The sequence below is a fragment of the Streptomyces sp. MB09-02B genome (assembly GCF_033794485.1).
Classification (GTDB): domain Bacteria; phylum Actinomycetota; class Actinomycetes; order Streptomycetales; family Streptomycetaceae; genus Streptomyces.
In genome coordinates this window covers 51,619-72,904 of sequence record NZ_JARGEE010000004.1, presented here as the reverse complement: position 1 = coordinate 72,904, position 21,286 = coordinate 51,619, and the positions used below count along the sequence as shown (strand labels likewise).

Genomic DNA, 21,286 nt, shown 5'->3' with positions numbered 1-21,286 from the left:
GAGGATGGGGATGTCCGAGCCCGACGTCGGCAGCTACAGGCGGCCCGACAACCTTTCCGAAGTCCTGACCCTGCTGGACCGCCGGCCGGCGTCGGTGCTCGCCGGCGGCACCGACCTCGTCGTGCTGCGTGCCGACGGGACGGTCGACCGCGCTCACGACATCGTCGACATCAAGGGCGTCCCCGAACTGCGGGGAATCAGTCTCGGCGCGGACGGCACGCTCACCATCGGCGCCGCCACCTCCCTGCGGGAGCTGGCCAGAACGACCGTCGTACCGCCCAACGCGATCACCGACGGAGCGGCGCTCGTCGGCGGCTGGCAGACCCGCGTACGCGGAACGATCGGGGGCAACATCTGCCGGGCCTCACCGGCGGGCGACACCCTCCCCGGGGTGCTGGCCGCACACGCTCAGCTGGAACTCGCTTCCACCACCGGGACACGACTGGTGCCGGCACACGACTTCTTCACCGGGCCGGGCCGGACCGTCCGGGAGCCCAACGAACTGCTCACACGCATCATCGTTCCCGCGTCCCGCGGTGCCTCCGCGTATCTGCGCTTCACCTATCGTCTCGCGATGGACCTGGCCGTCGTCGGCGTCGCGGCCCATCTGGAAATCGAGAAGGGACGCTGCGTCGCCGCCCGCGTGGCGCTCGGCGCCGCCGCGGCCACCCCTGTGCCGGCCCCCGACGCCGCCGCCGCGCTCGTCGGGACGGAGCTGGACGAACCCTCCGTCGCGGACGCCGCCCAGCTGGTGCTCAACACCGCCACCCCCATCGACGACGGCCGGGGCTCACGTGCCCACCGGCGCACCGTGCTACCAGTGCTCGCGAAGCGCGCGATCGGCATCGCGCTCGAGCGCGCGCGAGAAGGACACCAACGATGACCACACGCATGACCCTGCGCGTCAACGGCTCGGACCACGACGTCACGGTCGCGCCCGACACGCTGCTCCTGGACGCCCTCCGGTACGAGTGCGGCCTCACCGGCGCGAAGCTCGGCTGCGGCACCGGCGACTGCGGCGCGTGCACCGTCACCGTCGACGGCGAAGCCGTCAACAGCTGCCTCGTGTACGCGTTGGAATGCGAGGGACACGCGGTGGAGACGGTCGAAGGCGCCACCGCCGGCGGGATCGGCGCGCTCGTCGCCGAGGAGTTCGTGAAGGCCGACGCCGTCCAGTGCGGCTTCTGCAGCCCCGGCATCATCATGTCGGCCTGCGCGCTGCTCGCCAGAACCGAACCAGGAGCGGCCACCGACGAGGACATCAAGGAAGCGCTCGCCGGCAATCTGTGCCGCTGCACGGGCTACCTGCCGATCCTGGACGCCGTCCGGCGAGCGAGCGGGGCACCGCGATGAGCGCAGCAGAGTCCGGCCAGTACGTGAACGTCGGCAACCGGCTCATGCGCCGCGACGCGGTCGAGCGCCTCACCGGCCGCACCACCTACACCGAGGACATCCGCCTCCCGGGGATGCTCTACGGCGTCCTCGTGCCGTCGCCCGTCGCGGCCGGTCGGCTCCGCGGCATCGACGTCGACCGGGCAGCGGCCCTCGACGGCGTCGTCAAGGTGCTGACGGCGAAGGACGTGACCGACCGCTGCTACGGGAACTACGTCAAGGACCAGCCGATCTTCGCCCGTGACCGGGTCAGGTTCGTCGGCGAACCCGTCGCGATGGTCGCGGCCACGTCACTGGCCGTCGCCCGCCGAGCGGCAGGCATGGTCGACGTCGACATCGAGGCGACCACCCCCGTCGTCGACCTCCGCAAGGCACTGACGAGCGCCCAGTTGCTGGTGCACGACAGGGACACGAACGTCATCGAGGACGTCCACATCTCCCGCGGTGACGTGGACGCCGTCTTCGACACGGCACACGCCGTCGTGCACACCGAGATTGAGTCGCACCGGGCGCACCAGGCCTATCTGGAACCACGAGCCGTCACCGCCGCGCCCGCACCCGGCGGGTTCTCGCTGCTCATGAGCACTCAGCAGCCGTTCGGCGTACGGGCCCAGCTCGCTGAGCTGTTCGACCTGCCCACCGGCGCGATCGAGGTGCGGGTGCCCGCCATCGGCGGCGGCTTCGGCGGCAAGCTGCACCTGCTGTTCGCGCCCCAGGCGGCCGCGATGACCCTGGCCACCGGCCGTCCCGTCCAGATCGTCTGCTCCCGCGCGGAAGACATGGTGACCGGCAACCCGCGCGAGAACTCGATCGTGCGCATGTCCAGCGCGGTCGACGAGTCGGGCCGCATCCTGGCCCGTAGGTGCGACGTCGTGCTCGACGCCGGCGCGTACGCGATGGACACCCCCATCCTGACCTCGATGGCCGCGTTCTACGCGACCGGCCCCTACCGCATTGACGCCCTGGACGTCCGAGGGCGCGCTGTCTACACCAACACCTGCCCCACCGGCTCGTTCCGCGGCCCGTCGGGCCCGCAGATGGTGTACGCCGCCGAGGCCCAGATCGAGGACATCGCCCAGCGGCTCGGGCTGGACCCCGCAGAGGTCCGGCGACGCAACTTCATCGGCGAAGGCGACCGCGGCCCCACGGGCGAGCTCATCACCCTGCGCGGGACGACCGACGAGTGCATGCGCGTCGTCGAGAACCGGCTGCGGCAATGGCGGCAGGCCGGCGTCGCCCGGGACGACCACCGACGACGCGGCTACGGGCTCGCCTGCGCATGGTGGTCCACCCTCGGCACGCCGTCGGCCGCGACCGTCGAACTGCACGAGGACGGCACCGCGACGCTCTCCTCGGGCGGTACCGAGATCGGGACCGGCGCCATCTCGACCGCCTTGCCGAGCATGGTCGCCGAAGAACTCGGACTGCGGCCCGACCGCGTCATCCTGAAGTCCGGCGGCACCCGGGACGCCCCGTACGACTCGGGTTCCCGTGGCAGCCGCACCATGTTCGCGGCCGGCAACGCCACCGTCCGCGCCGCTCGCGCCGTCGCCGAGCAGATCAGGAACGAAGCCTCACGACTGCTCGGGGTCGACCCGGCCGACCTGGTGCTCCGCGAAGGGCGCGTCGAAGTCGAGGGCGCACCGGAGACCGGCATGACCATCGCCGACGTGTCCGCATCCGCTCATATGCATTCCGGCCCGGTGGTCGCGACCGGTCGGTACCGGGCAGAGCTCGCCCCCGTCGAAGGCTCCGACCTGGGGGGCGCCCGCTTCCTCAGACTGGGTGAGCCCACGTTCCACTGCCACGGTGTGGAGATCGCCCTGGACGAAGAGACCGGACGCGTCGACGTCCTCAACTTCATCGCCGTCCATGACGTCGGCAGGGTGGTCAACCCCGTCGGCGCACGCGGACAGGTCGAGGGAGGCGTCGTACAGGGCATCGGCTATGCCCTGACAGAGAACCTCAGGACGAACGACCTGGGAGTCATCGTCAACGGCAACTTCCACGACTACCGTCTTCCGACCATCGCCGACGTACCGCCGAACATCGAGACCGTCTTCATCGAGACCAACCACTCGCGCACCGGACCGTTCGGAGCCAAGGGCCTGGGCGAGCCGCCGGTGATCCTCCCGGCGGCGGCCATCGGCTCGGCGCTCCGTGACCTCCTGGGCGTACAGCCGTACCACCTGCCCCTGGACGCGGACCGGGTCGTTCTCACGATGGCCGAACGGGACGCCCGTCCGACGCCAGGGCAGCCTCCGTCTACAACGCGCCCACCGGAACCGGAGGTTGAGCGGTGAAGTGGTTCCGGAGTCTGGTGCGCTTCCTCAGTGACGCCTTCGACGGCGTCACCAAGGCATGGAGCAAGGACGATCCCTCGTCACCGCCGAAGCCACCAGTCACGCCTCCTTGGTGAGACACCTGCCCCCTGCATCGAACGGACCAATTTCGTCAGTTGGCTGCTGCGGCTACCCGCACCCCGAAGCCGATGAGCACCACACCCGTCACGCGGTCCAGAAGGCGTCGGACGCCCGGTCGTTCGAACGCCGAGCGCACCTGGAGACGAGGTAGGCATAAGACCCGAGCCGGGTCAGGGTCAGCGCCGCGTGCAGCAGGACCAGCAGGCCCATGCCGACCGCCGAGGGCAGGCCCTGTGGGGCCAGGGTCGGGAGCAGACCGGTGTAGAAGACGGCAATCTTCGGGTTGAGGACGTTGGTGGTCAGGCCCGTCAGGTAGGCGCGCCCCGAGCCGCTGGCCTGCAACTCGGTGGTCCGCGGCGCCGAGCGGCGGCTCTGCCAGAGGGCCTGCGCTCCCAGGAAGACCAGGTATGAGGCGCCCAGGATCTTGACGACGAAGTACGTTTCCGCCGAGGCCGCGAGGATCGCCGCGAGCCCGACGACGGTAAACACGCCCCACACCAGTAGTCCGGTGGTGATTCCGGCAGCGGTGCGCAGGGCCTCCGCCCTGCCGGAGGCGATCGCGCGCTTGGTGACCAGGGCCATGTCCGGCCCCGGTATCACGGTCAACGCGGCGTCGTTCTGTCCCACGAATCGTTCTTCTTCTCCTATACGACGGCTTTCCATTACACGCTGATCGCCGTCACCGCCAAGGAACTGCAGGTGCCCGAGAGTTCATTGGCGCGCTTGGCCCAGCAGGTACAGGTGGAGACATCGCCGTTCAGTGTCGCTCTGGTGGCGTTCATGCGGGCGGGGAACTCCTCCGCCGTCGTGCCCCTGTCGGCACACGATCTGGCCGATGTCGGCGAATACGCCACGCAGATGGTGCGACGGATTGTGGCGCGCTCGGACGAGAAGCACTTCGGCCGGAGCGGCGACGCCCGGCTGGCTCCGATCCCGCCTGGATCGAGCAGAACCTCTCCGACCTCCGTCTCGGGCCGGAGCGGGTGGCCGAGGCCCACCATGTCTCGCTGCGGCAACTGCACCGGCTGTTCACCGGGACGGGAACCACCTGCAGCCAGTACATCCTGCGCCGCAGGCTGGAACGCATCCGCGAGGACATCCTGCGGTACGACCCCGACGCGTCGCTGACCACGATCGCCCTGCGGTGGGGCATCGACGACCCGTCCTACCTCTCGAAAGTGTTCCGCAGGCACTTCGGCACCAGCCCCCGCGAGGCCCGTCGCCGTCCTGCCTGAGAGGGCGGTGCGAGAGGGCAGTACGAGAGGACCTGGTCGGTGCGGACGCCGGTGCCCCACCACTCCTCGGGGCGGGGCGGGCGAGGGGCCGGGCGGCCGAGGAGCGGGACGGGCGGCGCGGGCGGGCTCAGGGTTCCTCGAGCAGGTGGCGAGCCGTGGCGATGTCGGTGATCAGCGCGGTGATCCAGCGGCCGCGCACCGCGGCGCGCACGGCCGTGTACTTGCGCTCACCGCCGGCGACGGCGATGCGGCGGGGGACCGTGCGCAGTTGGTCGACGGAGATGCCGATCGTCCGCTCGCCCAGCCCGGCGTCGACATGGACGCCGTTCTCGTCGAAGAAGCGCTGGCAGATGTCACCCACCGCGCCCAGGGCACGCAGTCGGCCGATCTCCTCCTCGGCCACCGCGTTGCCGCTGAGCTGGAGCAGGGGGGACGGTTCGAGGCTGCCGATGCCCACCAGGACGGCACTCAGTTGCTGCCACGCCTGGCTGACCTCCAGAACCGCCGGATCCCGCAACAGGGAGAGCCGGGCCTCCGCGGAGCCGACGAGCCCCGGTGCACGGACGAACAGCGGGGTGGCGCCCGTGAGTTCGGCGAGGCGGGCGGTCAAGCGGGTCGCCTGTACCTGACTCCGGGGGTCGCCGATACCGCCCATGAGCTGGACGACCTGGGAGGCCCCGGGCGCCTTGGCGGGCTGCATCGTCTCCACCGCGGCCAGCAGTGTCTCGCTCCAGGTCGAGACACCGATCAGGTCGCAGGAGCGGAAGGCTGTCTCCAGATGGCTCGCAGCCGCCGATCCGAGTCCGCGCAGCAGCGTGCGCGCGTGTTCCGGCTGGTCCTCGTCGTCGAGGACCACGACGTCGGTCAGGTGGTAGCGCTCCGCGAGGGCGTCCTCCACGTCGCTGTGGATGCCGGGCGGCGAGACGACGACGGTCCGGACCACGCCCTGGTCCGCCGCGGAGCGGAGCAGCCGGGAGACGCCGGCCTGGGACAGGCCCAGAGCGTCGGCGATGTCGGCCTGGCGCATGCCGCGCTCGTGGTACATGCGGGCCACGCGCACGATCAGCCGCAGTTTGTCGACGGATTCGCCACTGGTGAGGTCAGAACGCTGGGACACACCCTGCACCCTACTGATCCCCGGGGGCCGCGGCGGAGCCGTCATGACGATATCTCCGGGTCCGACGCTGCCGTGGACGTCGTCCTTGCCCGTGACACCGCTTCGTGCCAGGCACCCAGACTGCGGGTGCGCCGCCCGGGCGACCACTGGGGGCGGTAGACGTCCGCCGCACTTGTCGTAGCGATCAGGTACTCCTTGGTGAACAGCCCGAGGGAGCACCCCGCGAGGTGTGCCGCGCCCAGGGCGGACATGGCCCGCGCGCGGGGGCGCCGCAGGGTGCGCCCCGAGATGTCCGCCTGCAGTTGCATGAGCGTCGTGTTGTCGGTGGGGCCACCGTCCGCGAGCAGGGTGGCGACCGGGGTGCCCGGAGCGTCGAGCCCGGCCACGACGTCCTCGACCTGGAACGCGATCGATTCGAGGGCGGCCCGGGCGAGCTCGGGCAGGCCCGCCGCGAAGGTGAGTCCGGAGACGAGCCCGGCGGCCTCGTTGTCCCACCAGGGCGCGCCGAGCCCACCGAAGGCCGGGACCAGGTGCACGCCCGCGGCATCCGGCGCGGCCCTTGCGGCGAGGTCGGCCTCGTCGGTGCCGAACAGGCCGGCGAGCCAGCGCAGTGTGGCGCCGGAGGAGCGGATGTTTCCCTCCAGGGCGTAGGCGGGTGTGCCGTCGTCCCAGGCGATGGTCAGGCAGAGGGATGAGTGTTCCGCCTGTGCGGGGGTGTCGATCAGCCCCATGACGGACGAGCCCGTGCCGTACGTCACCTTCACGCTCCCGGGCGCGAAGACGCCGTGGCCGTACAGGGCGGCGTGGGAGTCACCCAGGACCGCGCCGACCGGGGTGCCGTCCGTCACCGAGGGCAGACCTCGGGCGGCCGGGAAGGGACCCGTCGAGGCCACGATCCCGGGCAGCACCTCACGGGGGACGCCGAAGACGTCCAGGAGCCGTTCGTCCCAGTGCCGGGTGCGCACGTCGAGAAGCTGGGTGCGGGAGGCGTTGCCGATCTCGATGAGGTGGCTGGTGTGCCCGCTCAGCCGCCACAGCAGCCAGGAGTCGACAGTGCCCAGGCACAGCTCGCCGCGCCGGGAACGGGTGCGGTCCGGGTCGTACGTGTCGAGGAGCCACTGCGCCTTCAGGGCGCTGAACATCGGGTCCAGGGGAAGGCCGGTGGTCGTGCGGACGAGCGGGCCCAGTCCCTCGGCCAGCAGCTTGGCGCAGGCCGGTGCCGTACGGCGGTCCTGCCAGCCGAGCACCGGCCCGAGCGGCCGTCCGGTGGCCCGTTCCCAGAGCAGGCACGACTCCCGCTGACCGGACACGCCGATGCCGGCCACCTGTGTGCCGTCCCGTCCGGCCAGGCACGCCTCGACGGCTCGGGTCACGCTGTGCCAGATCTCCTCGGCGGACTGCTCCACCCAGCCGGGGTGCGGATGCGCCGCGCCGATCGGCACGGACGCCGAGCCCACGACGGAGCCGGAGCCGTCGATCAGCAGGGCCTTGGTCGCGGAGGTCCCCTGGTCGACGGCGAGGAGGAGTGGAGCGGGCGTCATGACGCCGAGGATGGCAGACCGAGGGCCTCGCGCGCGGCACGGTGCATGGCGCCGGCGGTCAGTCCGAAGTGCTCCAGCAGTCCTTCGGGGCTGCCGGTCGGTGCGAAGCCGGAGACCCCCAGCAGCCGCAGTGGGACGGGGGAGTGCTGGCCGGTGAGCGAGGCGACGGCCGCGCCGAGGCCGCCGCTGACGGTGGCCTCCTCCGCCGTGACGATGGCCCGGGTCTCGGCGGCGGCCCGCAGGATCGCGGTCTCGTCGAGGGGGTCGACGAAGGGGGTGTTGAGCACCCGGGCCGAGATGCCTTCGGCGGCCAGCCGGTAGGCGGCGATCAGCGCGCGCGGGACCATCGTGCCGATCGCCACGAGGGCGACGTCGCTTCCCGCCCGCAGGGTCAGCGCGCGCCCCGGCGCGAAGGGGGCGTCGGGCGGGGTCACGTCGGGAACCTTGAACCGGGGGACGCGGAGATAGCTGGGTCCGTCGTGGGAGTGGGCCCAGCGCACGGCGGCGCGGGTCTGGGCGCGGTCGGTGGGCACGACCACGGTGAGGTCGGCGACCGCGCGGAGCCAGGACAGGTCCTCCACCGAGTGGTGCGTGGGGCCGAGTTCGCCGTACGCCATGCCGGGGCTCTGGCCGCACAGGATCACCTTGTGCCCGCTGTAGGCGCAGTCGGCCTTGATCTGCTCCAGCGCGCGACCGGTCAGGAAGGGGCCGGCCGCGGAGACGAACGGTATGTAGCCCGCGTTGGCGAGGCCCGCCCCGACACCCACCATGTTCTGCTCCGCGATACCGACGTTGATCAGGCGGTCGGGGAACTCGTCCCGGAATCCGGAGAGGTTGCTGGAGCCCACCGAGTCGTTGCACACGACGACCACACGGCTGTCCTCGCGGGCGAGCGCGATGAGCTCCTCGGCGAAGGCCTGTCGGCAGTCGTAGGCAGGCGCGTGGGCGAGTGGGTGGGCGACGGTTCCGGTCGTCGGGTCGGCCGTCTTCGCCGGGGACGTGGTCTCGGTCATCGGGTCAGCTCCTCGACGGCGGCGCGCACCTGGTCCTGGTCCGGCACCTTGTGGTGCCATTCGGCGCGGTCCTCGATGAAGGAGACGCCCTTGCCCTTGACGGTGTGGGCGATGACGGCGACGGGCCGTCCGCTCGTCGAGGGGGCGAAGGCGGCGAGCAGCGCCGCGTGGTCGTGGCCGTCCGCCTCGCGCACCTCCCAGCGGAAGGCGGCCCACTTCTCCGCCAGGGGGTCGAGGCCGACGGTCTCCTCCGTCCGGGCTCCCTGCTGGAGCCGGTTCCGGTCGACGACGGCGTACAGCCCTGCCAGCCCCTGGTGACCGGCGGTCATCGCCGCCTCCCAGTTGCTGCCCTCCTGCAGTTCCCCGTCACCGAGGACGACCACGGTCCGGCTGTCGTCCCCCCGCAGACGGGCGCCGAGAGCGCAGCCCACCGCGACGGGAAGGCCGTGGCCGAGCGGGCCGGTGTTGGTCTCCACGCCGGGCACCTTGCGGCGGTTGGGGTGCCCGTTCAGCGCGGACGCGGCGGTGGTGAAGCCGGCGAGTTCCGAGCGCGGGAAGTATCCGCAATGGGCGAGCGTGGCGTAGAGGGCCGCGGCGGAGTGGCCCTTGCTCAGGATGAACCGGTCGCGTCCGGGTGCGTCGGGGTGCTCCGGATCGACGTCGACGACCGCTCCGAAGAGTGTGGCGAGGATGTCGGTGACGGAGAAGTCGCCGCCGATGTGCCCCATCCCCGCCTTGTCGATCATGTCGAGAACCATGAGGCGAATCTCCGCGGACATGGCGCGCAGTCGCTCGACGGTCTCGCGGGGGTGCTCGGACGGGAGGGAGCGCCGTAGTCGGCGGTACTCCGCGGCTGCACCCGGATCAGCGGTCAACATCTGTGAATATCCATTCAGTGATTGATATCTATTACACCCGGATGGTGGAGGGCGCCCGCCGTGGCCGTCAACCCCCTGTTGGAAGCCTTGACAGCCGGTCGAGTGCCGACCTAGCGTCCGGTCAGCCGAGAGGAAACTAAGTGAATAAAAATTCAGGAGGTCTGGCATGAAGCCTGAGACGGGCCCCGTCGACCGCACATTCACCGGCGGTATGTGGACCTTCGGCCGCATCATCGACCGCTATGCCACCGACGGCTACGGGCCGACCGTACCGACCCTGCGAGCCATCGAACTGGCCGCCGCGTCGGGCCAGTTGGTCGGTCTGGACCTCAACTACCCCTTCGACGAGGGCGTGACCGTCGACGACGTCGGCAAGGCCCTCACCGCGCACGGCCTGACGGCGGTCAACATCACGCCGGTGATCTACGACCGTGGCTTCCGCAGCGGCTCGTTCACCAGTGCCGACGCCTCCGCACGCCGGCGTGCCGTCGAACTCGCCCACGAATCGGTCGAGGTGGCGGGGCGACTCGGAGCCCGCTACGTGAAGTTCTGGCCCGGCCAGGACGGTTACGACTACCCCTTCCAGGTCGACTACGCCGAACTGCGCCGCCACGCCATCGAGGGCATCCGGGACGTCGCCCGGAACTTCCCCGACGTCACCTTCGCCATCGAGTACAAGCTCAAGGAGCCCCGCAACCGTCTCTTCTGGTCGACGGCCGCCACCAGCCTGCTCGCCATCGAACAGATGCGCGTGGACAACGTCGGACTGGTCGTGGACTTCGGCCACTCGCTCTTCGCCAAGGAGAATCCCGCCGAAGTCCTCACCCTCGCCCACTCCATGGGCCGTCTCGTCGACATCGAGCTGGACGACAACTACCGGGAGTGGGACGACGATCTGACCGCCGGAGCACTCCACCTCGTGGAGACCCTGGAGTTCCTGCACGTGGTCCGGCAGATCGGCTGGGACCAGCCGCTGAAACTGGACCTCTTCCCCTACCGCGAGGACCCGGCGGACGCCGTCCGTGAATCCGTCGCCACCCTGCGCGCGCTGGAGGACAAGGCGGCCCGTCTGCCGCTGCCCGAACTGCGCGCCGCACAGTCCGCACACGATGCCATGGCCGTCCAGCGCATCGTCCGCACGGCCCTGCTCGGCTGACACGGCCCGACAGCCGGCCGGTCGTCACACCCCTCGTCTCCTCCGTACAACCCCACGTTCCCAAGGAATCAGGAATGCCCTACGGCCCCGAATCCGTCCTCGGCGACGTCCTGCGCGACAAGCAGGCCGAAGCCGTGGTGCGCAAGCACGTGCCCCGTCTCGACGACGAGCTGACGACGGTCCAGTTCAGATACGGAACGCTGCGGCAGCTCTCCTTCTTCATCGAGCGGCTGCGGACCGACCCCGAAGCCCAGGCCGCCCTCTACGCCGAACTGGCCATCGTCCCCGAGACGGTCGTCGAACCGACGTCCCCGGCCGTCGAGACGGACGTCGTCCCGTCTCCCGATTACGAGTCGGCCGAGGTGCCCATCGGCAGCGCCCGGTGCGTGCGACAGGAAGCCGCGGCGCGGTGGCGGCCGTTCGAGCTGGAGCTGCACGGGCCCGAGCACGGAAACCCCTTCACGGACGTCGAACTCCGGGCGGAGTTCCGCCACGGGGACCGCACGCTGACCGCGCACGGCTTCTACGACGGAGCGGGCATCTACCGCGTCCGATTCCTGCCGGACGAGGAGGGGACCTGGACCTTCCGCACCGCGAGCAACGCCCGCTCCCTGGACTCGATCACCGGCACCCTGCACTGCGGCCCGGCCCACCCGCACGACCACGGGCCTGTGCGGGTCCACGAACGATTCCACTTCAGCCACACCGACGGCACCCGCTACTTCCCGGTCGGGACCACTGCCTACGCCTGGACCCACCAGGGCGCCGAACTGGAGGAGCAGACCCTCCGGACCCTCGCCGACGCCCCCTTCAACAAGATCCGGATGTGCGTCTTCCCGAAGTCGTACATCTTCAACACCAACGAACCGCCCCTGTACCCCTTCGAGGGTTCACCCCAGTCAGGCTGGGACTTCCGCCGGCCGAACCCCGCCTACTTCCGGCACCTGGAACAGCGGATCGCCCAGCTCGGCGAACTCGGCATCGAGGCCGACCTCATCCTCTTCCATCCGTACGACCGCTGGGGCTTCTCCGACATGAGCCCGGCCGCCGACGAACGTTATGTGCGCTACCTGGTCTCCCGGCTCGCCGCGCTGCCCAACGTGTGGTGGTCGCTGGCCAACGAGTACGACCTGGTGTGGTCCAAGAACACCGAGGACTGGCACCGGATCGCGGCCGCGATCCGCGCGCACGACCCGCACGGACACTTGATCAGCGTGCACGACTGCATCGAGATCTGGGACAACGACGCCGAGTGGGTCACACACTGCAGCATCCAGAAGCCCCCCGCGGGGACGGCGGACTGGCGTACCCGCTGGGGGAAGCCGGTGGTGCTCGACGAACTGGGCTACGAGGGCGACATCGAACAGGGCTGGGGGAACCTCACGCCTCAGGAACTGGTCCGCCGCTGCTGGGAGGGCGTGGTCCGGGGTGGATACGTCACCCATGGAGAATGCTGGCTGGCCGAGGACGACGTGCTGTGGTGGGCCAAGGGTGGTGCTCTCAAGGGTGAGAGCGCGGCGCGCATGGGATTCCTGCGCGGCGTACTCGAAGAACTCCCGGCCGACGCGCCCGGTATCCAGCCGCTCCCGTCGCCCTTCGACTTCCCGTTCGGTGGCGTCGAGGGGCGCCACCTGCTCGCCTACTTCGGCACCGGCCAGCCCCGCCGACGGACCTTCCTGCTTCGCCCCGGTGTCCGTTACCGGGCAGACGTCCTCGACACGTGGAACATGACGGTCACCGAGCTTCCCGGCACGTACGAAGGGGAGTTCACACTGCCGCTGCCCGGCCGGCCGTACATCGCGGTGCGGCTGAGGGCAGTGGAGGACTGAGCCTGCTCTCCGGGAACACCTCAGAGGGGGGCCGGCCTGGCGGCCGGCCCCCCTCTGTTCGGCAAGGATTCCGCGATCTGCCGTGATCACCGATTCCCGTCAGTGTTTCTGTCAGCGATTTCCGTCAGTCGACGAGCGGGCGTGCAACCTTCAGTTCGTCGTGCGCGATCAACCAGCGGACGGATTCGAGCACGGCGGTCTCGGGTTCGTAGCGCGGGGCGTAGTCGAGGAGGGTCCTGGCCTTCTCGATCGTGAGGCAGTGGCTGCGGTAGAGGTGTTCCCAGCTCACCTCCGCGTGGTCCGGGGGCGTGGTCTGGCGGAACTGCTCCCAGGTCACCGGTTCGAGCGACGCGGTCTGCCCGAACCAACCGGCTGCTGTGTGCGCGTAGCCACGCACGTTCAACGCGGTGGGGGCGACGACGTTGAAGTCCTCTCCCGCCGCCGCGTCCCGGTGCTCGACGGCTCGCTCAAAGGCTTGTGCGACATGGTCCGCGTGCACGTGATGCATCGACTCGACACCGACTCCCGGAATCCGCAACGGCTGCCCGGCCGAGAGCGTGTACCAGACCGTGGGGTCGATGTTCCCCAGCGGACCGACCGGATGCCAGCCGGGGCCGACGATGTGCCCGGGGTGCAGTGACGTGGTCACCAGGCCCCCCGAAGCGGTCTCGTCCTTCAGCATCCGTGCGATCCGGTCCTTCCGGATCCCGTACTCCCCGACAGGAGCAGTCCTCGTCGCCTCCGAGATCGGCAGCTTGATGTCAGGTGAGGTGTCAGGTGAGATGAACCGTGTCCTCGATCCGCCACTCGTCGAGCCATTCGATCACCGGCATGTCCCCGTCGAAACGCAGCGGAAGCCAGACATGGTCGGCGACCGACGTGTCGAACTCCTGCGGCGGGAGGGACACCTCCGTCCCGCCGCTCTCCCTCTCGCCGAAGTACCGGTGGAACGCCTCGGTCTGGTCGGACTCTTCCTCCGACAGATGGGGCAGCCAGCGGTCGGCGATCGCGATGTAGAGGTCCGGGTGCGTCGGATGCCTGAAGACGGAGCTGATCTGGGACCGGAACGACGTGCCGCTCGCGTCCGAGGGGTGCGGGTCCCCGAGGACGGTGTACGGCCCGTGGTAGGTGTCCGCCACCGCCACCTCGGAGCGGTTCGGGAAGTAGCCCGACGTACCGGAGGTGATCAGGTAGTGCCTGCTGTCGCGCCGGAAGTACGCGGGCGCCTCGCGCACCATCGGGGGGTGCGGGTGGGGGAAGTGCGTCGAGTAGTAGCCGGTGACGTCGGTGTACTCCTCGGTGAGGTCGGCGCAGACGAGCTCGCTGTGCACGCGCTCGAAGTAGTAGTAGCCCTTGCCGTCCACGGGGTCGACGACCAGGTCGAAATCGCCGGCGTCCATGCTGAGCGGACGGATCCCGGTGCGGACGATCTCGTAGGGGCCGAGAAGGGAGTCGGCGGTGAGGACCGTGGAGCGCTGACCGCCGTCCTTGTCCATGATCTTGATCCAGCACACGTACTTGCCCGTACGCGGATGGCGGACGATGTGCGGCCGGTCGACGCACTGTGACGGGTGCAGGGGCGACGCGGGGTCGTCGGGGACCGGGGGGATGATCAGCCCGCGGTCCTCCCAGTTGTAGAGGTCCGTCGACGAGTAGCAGCGGATGCCCCAGGTCCAGATGTCGCTGCCCGGCTTGGAGTACTCCTTGTTCTCGCCGTACCAGTAGTAGGTGCCGTACTCGTACAGCACGGAGCCGCCGTGCGCCTGGATCCGCTTGCCGTCGGTGTCGAGCCAGGTCCGGCCCGGGCGGATGGAGTCGTACGTCTCAGGCACGTTCGGTCACCGTCTCGGAGAGGAAGGCCCGCTGGGCGCTGACGAGTTCACGCTCCTCACCCACCAGGTCGAAGGAGCCTGCGAGCCGCCGGTCGTCGGAGTCGAAGCCGAGGAAGAAGTCGACGCGCGCTGGTTCGACCGCGAACGCACGGACGGCGTTGGTGTGGCCCAGCTGGGAGGCGGCGACGCTGAAGGTGACGCGGTGGGAGGCGCCCGGTTCCACCTCGATCCGGTGGAAGCCCGCCAGTTGCTGCGCGGGCCGGGTGACACCACCCTTGCTGTTCACGCGGACATAGAGCTGGACGACGGTGGCACCCGTCACCGGGCCCGTGTTGGTGACCGTGGCGGTGATCCGGACCGTCCCGTCGGTGTCGGCCTGCGCGTCGTGCGACAGGTCGCCGAGAGCGAAGTCGGTGTAGCTCAGGCCGTGCGCGAAGGGGTAGAGCGGCGTGGCCTCCAGGTCGAGATAGTGCCTGTCGACGCTCGGGGGCAGCGGGTTGCGGTAGCCGGAGCCGGCCTTCTGGTGGTGGTAAACCGGGACCTGCCCGGAGTGCCGGGGGATGCTGTAGGGCAGCTTGCCGCTGGGGTTCGTCGCGCCGAAGAGGACCTCGGCGATCGCCTTCGGCCCGAACGGGCCCCCGTAGGACGCCATGACGATCGCCGGAGCGTCCCGGATCACCTCGGGCAACGCGTAGGCGCGGCCCTGTACCAGGACGACCACCAGGGGCTTGCCGGTGGCGGCGATGGCTTCCGCGAGCCGCGTCTGCGCGGCCGGCAGCGAGATGTCCGCCGTGTCGCTGGCCTCTCCCTCGGTGCGCTCCCCGGTGAACCACAGACTCGCGCCGCCGAGGGCGAGCACCACCACGTCCGCGTCCTGGGCGATCTCCACCGCCCGTGCGACCGAGTCGTCCCCAAGCGACCGGGTCAGCGTGCTGCCCTGCTCGGTCCGCACCTGCCCGGCGAAGTCGGACATCTCCTCCGCGATCGAGCGGGCGCCGAACCGGTCGTGGACCAGCTGTTCGGGATCGGTGGGTGTCACGAGAGCCTTGTACCAGGGGTCGGTGACGTCGTCGGAGCCGAGCATGTTGCCGAGCTCCCCGCTCAGCACGGCATCCGTCGCCTCCCGCCACGCCGCGTAGGTATAGGTCGCGAACTGGAGCTTCGCCGCGTCCGCGTGCGGACCGACCACGGCGACCTTCACCCCGCCGGCCAGGGGGAGGATCCCGTCGTTCTTGGCGAGGACCACCGACCGCCGGGCCAGCTCCCGCGACAACTCCGTGCCCTCGGCCGCGACGGCCGCCACGTCGATGCGCTCCGCCGGATACGGATTCTCGAACAGCCCGAGCTCGAACTTGGCCCGCAGCACCCGCCACACGCTGGTGTCGACGTCGGCGAGGTCCGCGTTGCCCCGCCCGACCTCCTCGGCGAGCACCTGGCCGTAGCCGTACGGCTTGGGCATCTCTACGTCGAGTCCGGCCGCGATCGCGAGGCAGGCGGCCTCCGCGGGGGTGTCCGCCACCCGCTGGCGCTCGACCAGCTGGTCCAGGGTCATGTAGTCCGACGACACGAAGCCGTCGAAGCCGAGGACCCCGCGCAGCAGGTCGGTGAGCACCTCGCGCGAGGCGCCCACGGGGATGCCGTCCACGTCTCCGTAGCTGTTCATCACCGACCGCAGGCCGGCGAGCTGGATCGCGGCCTCGAAGGGGTAGGCGAAAAGGTCCCTCGTCTGCCGTGCGCCCCCTTCGTACGCCGAGGTGTTGACGCCACCGACCGGCAGGGCGTAGCCGAGGAAGTGCTTGCCGGTGGCGAGTACACCTTGGCTCAGATCGTCGCCCTGCAGCCCGCGGGTGAAGGCGACGGCGAGGGCGGCGGCCAGGTACGGGTCCTCGCCGTAGGTCTCGTGCACCCGGCCCCAGCGGGGGTCGAGCGCCACGTCCATCACGGGGGACAGAGCGTGCCGCATGCCGGTGCGGATCATCTGGCGGCGGATCAGTTCGGTCATCTCCTGGACCAGATCCGGGCTCCAGGCCGCGGCCAGGCCCGTACCGGTCGGGAAGGACATGTGTCCGCCGGCGAGGAACCCGCTGAGCGCCTCCTGGTGGAACAGGATGGGGATGCCGAGCCGGGTCCGCTCGACGGCCTGCCGCTGCATGCTGCCGACAAGCTGCGCGAGCTTCGCGGGGTCGTCGGTGATGAGCTGCGCGACATGCCCCGGCGGGTTCCGCAGCCAGTGTTCGGCCTCGTCGGAGTCCGAACCGTCGGCGCGGACCAGGGTCCACGGCATGACGGAGACGAGTTGGTGGCACTTCTCCTCGACCGTCAGCTCCCGCAGCAGCAGGGTGGCGCGTTCGCCGGCGGGCAGGCGTACGTCACGGTGATCGTTGCTGGACATGTGGGTGTTCTTCCTGTGGTGCGGATCGGTGTCAGGCGGTGCGCAGACCGAGGATCGCGTCCAGCCGCTGTTCCAGTGCCCTGGTCGCGGCATTGACCTCGTGCGGCGCGAGGGCCTTCGGGACCACGGCCACCGGCGCGTCGAGGTACGGGGCGAGGCGGGAGGCGATGTCCGGTTCGCCGCCCGGGACGACGCCGGTGTCGACGGCCGACGCCACGACCTGGGACCAGATGCCCGCGTCGTCGAGCAGGTCGCGGACCGTGGCCACCGTGCCGGACCCCGTGCCGGAGGCCATCGGATCGGGCACGTCCCAACGGTGGTCACCGTGTCCGACGGTCAGGGGCTCGTCGGCTCCGGGCAGGTGCACGTGGGCGGTGGCACCGACCGGGACGCGCACGTTCAGGCGGAATGTCCCCGCCGACCTTTCCCAGGCGACATGCGCCTCGCCGTACGGAGTGATGTGCCGGGCCGACGCCGACGTCAGGTCGGCGGAGGGGAGCGGCCGGACGAGGATCTCGCGGTATCCGGGCGCGGCGGGGGCCAGTCCGGCGACGGTGCGGTGGAGCCAGTCCGCGACGGCGCCGAGCGCGTAGTGGTTGAACGACGTCATCCCGTCGGAGTTGACGCTGCCGTCGGGCAGCATGCTGTCCCAGCGCTCCCAGACGGTCGTGGCGCCCATCGTCACCGGGTAGAGCCAGGACGGGCACTGGGTCTGCAACAGCAGGCGGTAGGCGACGTCGACGTGTCCGGTGGCGACCAGCGCGTCGGTCACCAGCGGCGTTCCCACGAAGCCGGTGCTGATCCGGAACGCGTTCGCCCGCACCAGGTCGGCCAGCCTCCGCCCGGCGTGTGTGCGTTGCTCGGCGCCGGGCAGCAGGGCCCACTGGACGGCGAGGGCGTACACCGTCGGGGCGTCGGAGAGGATCCGGCCGGTCCGGGTGACGTACGCGTGGGCGAACGCCGTACGTACCTCGTCCGCCAGGGCGGCGTACCGGTCGGCCTCGGCCGTGCGGCCGAGCACGCGCGCGGCCTCGGCCACGACCTCCGCCGAACGGGCCAGGTGCGCGGTGGCCACCACGTCCGGGTCCGCCTTGGCGCGGGCGGCGTCCTCGGCAGGAGCCGTCGGGTCGAGCCAGTCGCCGAACTGGAAGCCTCCCGCCCAGAGGCGGTCGGGGCCGGCGAGCCCCGCCACATGGTCGACCCAGGCGCGCATGCTGGGCAGTTGACGCTCCAGGAGCCCCCGGTCACCGGTGCGCTGGTAGAGCGTCCAGGGGACCAGAGCGGCGGCGTCGCCCCAGGCCGTCGCGGCGGGCGAGGGCGAACGGATCACATCGGGCACCACGTACGGCACCGACCCGTCCGGCTGTTGTTCGGCGGCCAGGTCCGCGAGCCACGAGCTGAGGAAACCCGCGCTGTCGAACAGGAACATGGCCGTGGGCGCGAAGACCTGGATGTCCCCGGTCCAGCCGAGCCGTTCGTCGCGCTGGGGGCAGTCCGTGGGGATGTCGACGAAGTTTCCGCGCATGCTCCACACCACGTTCTCGTGGAAGCGGTTCAGCAGGGCGTGGGAGGAGCTGAACCAGCCCTTGCGGCGCAGGTCGGAGCCGATCACCACGGCGTCCACGTCCTCCGCGCGCAGACCGGGCACGCCCGACACCTCCGCGTACCGGAAGCCGTGGAAGGTGAGGGAGGGCTCCAGGGTCTCCTCGCTGGCGCCGCTGACGAGGTAGGTGTCGGTCGCCTCGGCCGAACGCAGGGGGAGAGTGGCGAGTTCACCGTTCTCCAGGACTTCCGCGTGCCGGACGACGACCTCGGTGCCGGATGCCAGACCGCGCACGCGCAACCGCACCCAGCCCACCGCGTTCTGACCGAAGTCGACCAGGGTGCGGCCGGTGGGTGACGTCCACACCTTCTCGGCGGGGAGGAGACAACTGACACGGACGGGCGGCCCCTCCGGTGCGACGAGGCGCCCGAGGTCGCCCGGCACCACCTCCACGGCGTCGGCGGTCGTGTGCCAGCGTGCGTCGCGCCGTCGCAGGTCGGTGCGCTGGCCGTCGTAGAGGTCGTCGGCGAGCACCTCGCTCTCCCGCGCGGTCCAGGTGCCGTCGGTGGCGAGGACGTGCACCTGACCGTCGGCGGTGGTGACCTCCAACTGCGCCAGCAGGGCCAGCCGGTCGCCGTACAGGGCGCGTTCGGCGTTGAAGCCCAGGCGTCCGCGGTACCAGCCGTTGCCCAGCAGCACGTCCAGCTCGTTGTCGCCCTCGCGCACCAGGTCCGTGACGTCGTACGTCTGGTAGCGCAGCCGGTGTTCGTACGCGGTCCAGCCCGGTGCGAGGACCTGGTCGCCGACGCGGTGACCGTTGAGGGTGGCGGTGTACAGGCCGTGCGCGGTGGCGTAGAGGCGGGCCCTGCGGACCTCGCCCGGCACGTGCAGGGACCCGTGCAGCACGGGCGCCGGCATCCGCAGGCCGCCGACGGCCACCGGGCTGACGAAGGCCGCGGACCAGTCGGCGGCGTCGAGCAGTCCGGCCTCCACGACGGAACGCTCGCTCCACTCGCTCCAGTCGGAGTCATGGGCCACGCGCACGCGGACCGAGGCGAACTCACGGGATCTCAGCGGAGCGGCGGGCCAGGGCACCAGCACCTGTTCGGCGCTGTGCACCCGGTAGTGCTCGGCGCGTCCGCCGCGCAGGATCTCCACCTCGTAGGCGGTCTGCCAGTAGTCCGTGTCCGCGTGCGGGGTCGTCCAGGAAAGTCGGGGCGAGCCCGTTCCGATGCCCCGCAGGGGGGAGGGGTCGGTGAGGTGCTCGAAGTGGGGTGCGTGGGGAGCGGCTGCCACGGCCATGCAAGTCTCCAGACTTTTAGGGCAGTCGGTGACCGGGCCTGGAGCAGGCTTCGTGGCCTTGCCCAGGAACGCCCGCGCGCGGTGCTGAGCGCTGTGTGGCGGGCCGGTGTCGTATAACGTTCTACGCGGGCAGCGTAGGGACCACTGCTCCCACGTGTCAAGGACGAGGGAGGACGTCGATCGATGGGGCAGTCGGCAAAGGCGGCGCTTGTAGGCGCTCATCCACACCAGCTCTGCTGACGGGGGGCGATGCTCGAAACGAGGCACGCAGGGGACGGCTGCCAGGACCTTGCAGGTCTCAGGGTTCTCAGGGCTTGGTGGCCGGGCAGAACCGGCCGCGTCAGACGCGCCGTGCAACGTCCTACGCGACGAGGAGGTCAAGAACCCGCCTCATGGAGTGTCAAGACTTGGGCGCCGGTCAAGAGGGGGATGGGCTCGGCCGGTGGAGCGCGATCGCCGTGTGGCCGTCAGGATACGGAGGGTGCCGCAGCCGTGTCGCGTTCCACCACGCGAGGTGCGATGACGTAGTGCACGGACTTGCCGCGTCCCTTGATGCGTTCGAGGAGGAGCTGTGCACTGACGGAGCCGGTGAGCTCGCCGGACTGGTCGACCGTCGTCAGTGAGACGCGGCTGATGCGGGCGGCGAAGATGTCGTCGTAGCCGACGACCGTCACGTCGTCGGGGACACTGAGGCCCTTGTCCGCCGCGGCCCGCAGCACTCCGAGGGCCGCCATGTCGGCGCCGGCGAAGATCGCGGTCGGCGGTTGCCGTCGCGCGAGAAGTTCGGTCGCGGCCTCGTGGCCACCGACTTCCGAGTACGAGGTCACGACGACGTCCGGCTTGAGACCGTGGCGCCGCATGGCCTTCTCGTAGCCGTGCCGGCGGGCGGTGTGCGAGAGCACATAGGGCTCCTGGAACGGGCCGTCGGGCATCGCCGTGTGCGCGATGCGACGGTGGCCGAGTTTCACCAGGCGGTCCACCATGAGCGCGGCGCCGAGACGGTCGTCGTTGGTCACGGTGTCCACGTGCTCGGGAGCGCCGTGCAGGGCCACCGCGACCGTCGGGATGCGGTCACCGAGCTGCTCCAGCCAGTCCACCTCCGCCCAGGGGGCGATCAGGACGAGCCCGTCGACCTGGCGGTCCACCAGCGCTTCCACACAGTGGCGCTGCCGCGCCGGCTCGGTTCCGCCGATCGCGATGATCTCTTGGAAGGGGCCTTCACCCAGAGCCGAACTGATCGACTGGGCGACCTCGGTCTGGAACGGCGAGGACAGGTCGGTCAAAACGATACCGACGGTGAAGGATTTACCGCGCATGGCCCGTGCCCCGGCGTGCGGCCGGTAGTCGAGGCGGGTGATCGCCGCGGTGACCTTCTCGCGCATCTCCGGACTGACGCCGTACGCGTCGCGCAGGACCTTGGAGACGGCCGAGATCGAGACGCCGGCTTCCCGCGCCACGTCCTTGATCGTGGCGCGGGCCGGCGCCTGCTTGCGTCCCGGCTGCACGTCGGTCATGCGCGGCATCCTATTTCAGCCCGCTGTCGTACGGGAATGCGACGTCGGAGGACCGCGACGCGCACCCGCGCCCGTTCGTGCTCCTGATGAAGACGGCCAGGTTCCGCACCCGCGCGAAG

The 21,286-nt window shown here is 70.5% G+C and carries 15 protein-coding genes and 1 pseudogene; 6 read left to right on the top strand and 10 right to left on the bottom strand.

What is annotated here, in order from left to right:
• The first annotated feature begins 10 nt into the window (after positions 1–10).
• Genes P1P70_RS01595 through P1P70_RS01585 form a run of 3 tightly spaced genes read left to right on the top strand, consistent with a single transcriptional unit; the run spans position 11 to position 3,695 of the window.
• Positions 11–883: an FAD binding domain-containing protein gene (locus P1P70_RS01595; RefSeq protein WP_319233913.1), complete on the top strand. Its 873-nt coding sequence runs from the start codon at positions 11–13 to the stop codon at positions 881–883.
• On the top strand, positions 880–1,353 hold the full coding sequence (locus tag P1P70_RS01590; RefSeq protein WP_319233911.1) for a (2Fe-2S)-binding protein: 474 nt from the start codon (positions 880–882) through the stop codon (positions 1,351–1,353). The genes P1P70_RS01595 and P1P70_RS01590 overlap by 4 nt, the downstream gene beginning before the upstream one ends.
• The gene (locus tag P1P70_RS01585; RefSeq protein ID WP_319233909.1) at positions 1,350–3,695 is read left to right on the top strand and encodes a xanthine dehydrogenase family protein molybdopterin-binding subunit; all 2,346 of its coding nucleotides are present in this window, start codon (positions 1,350–1,352) and stop codon (positions 3,693–3,695) included. Before P1P70_RS01590 ends, P1P70_RS01585 begins: the two co-directional genes overlap by 4 nt.
• Positions 3,696–3,846: 151 nt before the next feature.
• Here the strand turns inward: P1P70_RS01585 and P1P70_RS01580 are convergent.
• Positions 3,847–4,397: pseudogene (locus tag P1P70_RS01580) on the bottom strand (LysE family translocator).
• Positions 4,398–4,798: 401 nt separating this feature from the next.
• On the opposite strand from P1P70_RS01580, the gene P1P70_RS01575 reads away from it, so the two are divergent.
• Positions 4,799–5,050 carry a helix-turn-helix domain-containing protein gene (locus P1P70_RS01575; protein WP_319233906.1) on the top strand — a complete coding sequence of 84 codons (252 nt, stop codon included), beginning with the start codon at positions 4,799–4,801 and terminating at the stop codon, positions 5,048–5,050.
• A 127-nt stretch (positions 5,051–5,177) separates the two neighbouring features.
• Here P1P70_RS01575 and P1P70_RS01570 read toward each other — a convergent pair whose 3' ends face one another.
• The 4 genes from P1P70_RS01570 to P1P70_RS01555 are packed head-to-tail and all read right to left on the bottom strand — an operon-like array spanning position 5,178 to position 9,599.
• Complete coding sequence (locus P1P70_RS01570) at positions 5,178–6,167, bottom strand: sugar-binding transcriptional regulator (RefSeq protein WP_319233905.1); 990 nt, start codon at positions 6,165–6,167, stop codon at positions 5,178–5,180.
• A gap of 41 nt (positions 6,168–6,208) precedes the next feature.
• On the bottom strand, positions 6,209–7,708 hold the full coding sequence (locus P1P70_RS01565; RefSeq protein WP_319233903.1) for an FGGY family carbohydrate kinase: 1,500 nt from the start codon (positions 7,706–7,708) through the stop codon (positions 6,209–6,211).
• Positions 7,705–8,721 (bottom strand): transketolase family protein, encoded by a 1,017-nt coding sequence (locus P1P70_RS01560; protein ID WP_319233901.1) that lies wholly within the window; start codon positions 8,719–8,721, stop codon positions 7,705–7,707. The genes P1P70_RS01565 and P1P70_RS01560 overlap by 4 nt, the downstream gene beginning before the upstream one ends.
• Entirely contained in the window at positions 8,718–9,599 is an 882-nt protein-coding gene (locus P1P70_RS01555; protein WP_319233899.1) for a transketolase, read from the bottom strand. The genes P1P70_RS01560 and P1P70_RS01555 overlap by 4 nt, the downstream gene beginning before the upstream one ends.
• 166 nt (positions 9,600–9,765) lie before the next feature.
• On the opposite strand from P1P70_RS01555, the gene P1P70_RS01550 reads away from it, so the two are divergent.
• Positions 9,766–10,755 (top strand): sugar phosphate isomerase/epimerase family protein, encoded by a 990-nt coding sequence (locus P1P70_RS01550; protein ID WP_319233898.1) that lies wholly within the window; start codon positions 9,766–9,768, stop codon positions 10,753–10,755.
• Positions 10,756–10,829: 74 nt separating this feature from the next.
• Positions 10,830–12,584 carry a DUF5605 domain-containing protein gene (locus P1P70_RS01545; protein WP_319233896.1) on the top strand — a complete coding sequence of 585 codons (1,755 nt, stop codon included), beginning with the start codon at positions 10,830–10,832 and terminating at the stop codon, positions 12,582–12,584.
• Between the two features lie 124 nt (positions 12,585–12,708).
• Here the strand turns inward: P1P70_RS01545 and P1P70_RS01540 are convergent, their stop codons facing one another.
• From P1P70_RS01540 to P1P70_RS01520, 5 genes are all read right to left on the bottom strand, one after another.
• Positions 12,709–13,332 carry an NAD(P)-dependent oxidoreductase gene (locus P1P70_RS01540; protein WP_319233930.1) on the bottom strand — a complete coding sequence of 208 codons (624 nt, stop codon included), beginning with the start codon at positions 13,330–13,332 and terminating at the stop codon, positions 12,709–12,711.
• Positions 13,333–13,357: 25 nt separating this feature from the next.
• Complete coding sequence (locus P1P70_RS01535) at positions 13,358–14,416, bottom strand: family 43 glycosylhydrolase (protein WP_319233895.1); 1,059 nt, start codon at positions 14,414–14,416, stop codon at positions 13,358–13,360.
• Complete coding sequence (locus P1P70_RS01530; RefSeq protein ID WP_319233893.1) at positions 14,409–16,808, bottom strand: glycoside hydrolase family 3 N-terminal domain-containing protein; 2,400 nt, start codon at positions 16,806–16,808, stop codon at positions 14,409–14,411. Before P1P70_RS01530 ends, P1P70_RS01535 begins: the two co-directional genes overlap by 8 nt.
• A gap of 31 nt (positions 16,809–16,839) precedes the next feature.
• Positions 16,840–19,653, bottom strand: coding sequence for a glycoside hydrolase family 78 protein (locus tag P1P70_RS01525; RefSeq protein ID WP_319233891.1), 2,814 nt, complete (start codon positions 19,651–19,653; stop codon positions 16,840–16,842).
• Between the two features lie 467 nt (positions 19,654–20,120).
• A complete protein-coding gene (locus P1P70_RS01520; protein WP_319233889.1) occupies positions 20,121–21,167 on the bottom strand; it encodes a LacI family DNA-binding transcriptional regulator in 1,047 nt (348 codons plus the stop codon).
• Between the last annotated feature and the right edge of the window lie 119 nt (positions 21,168–21,286).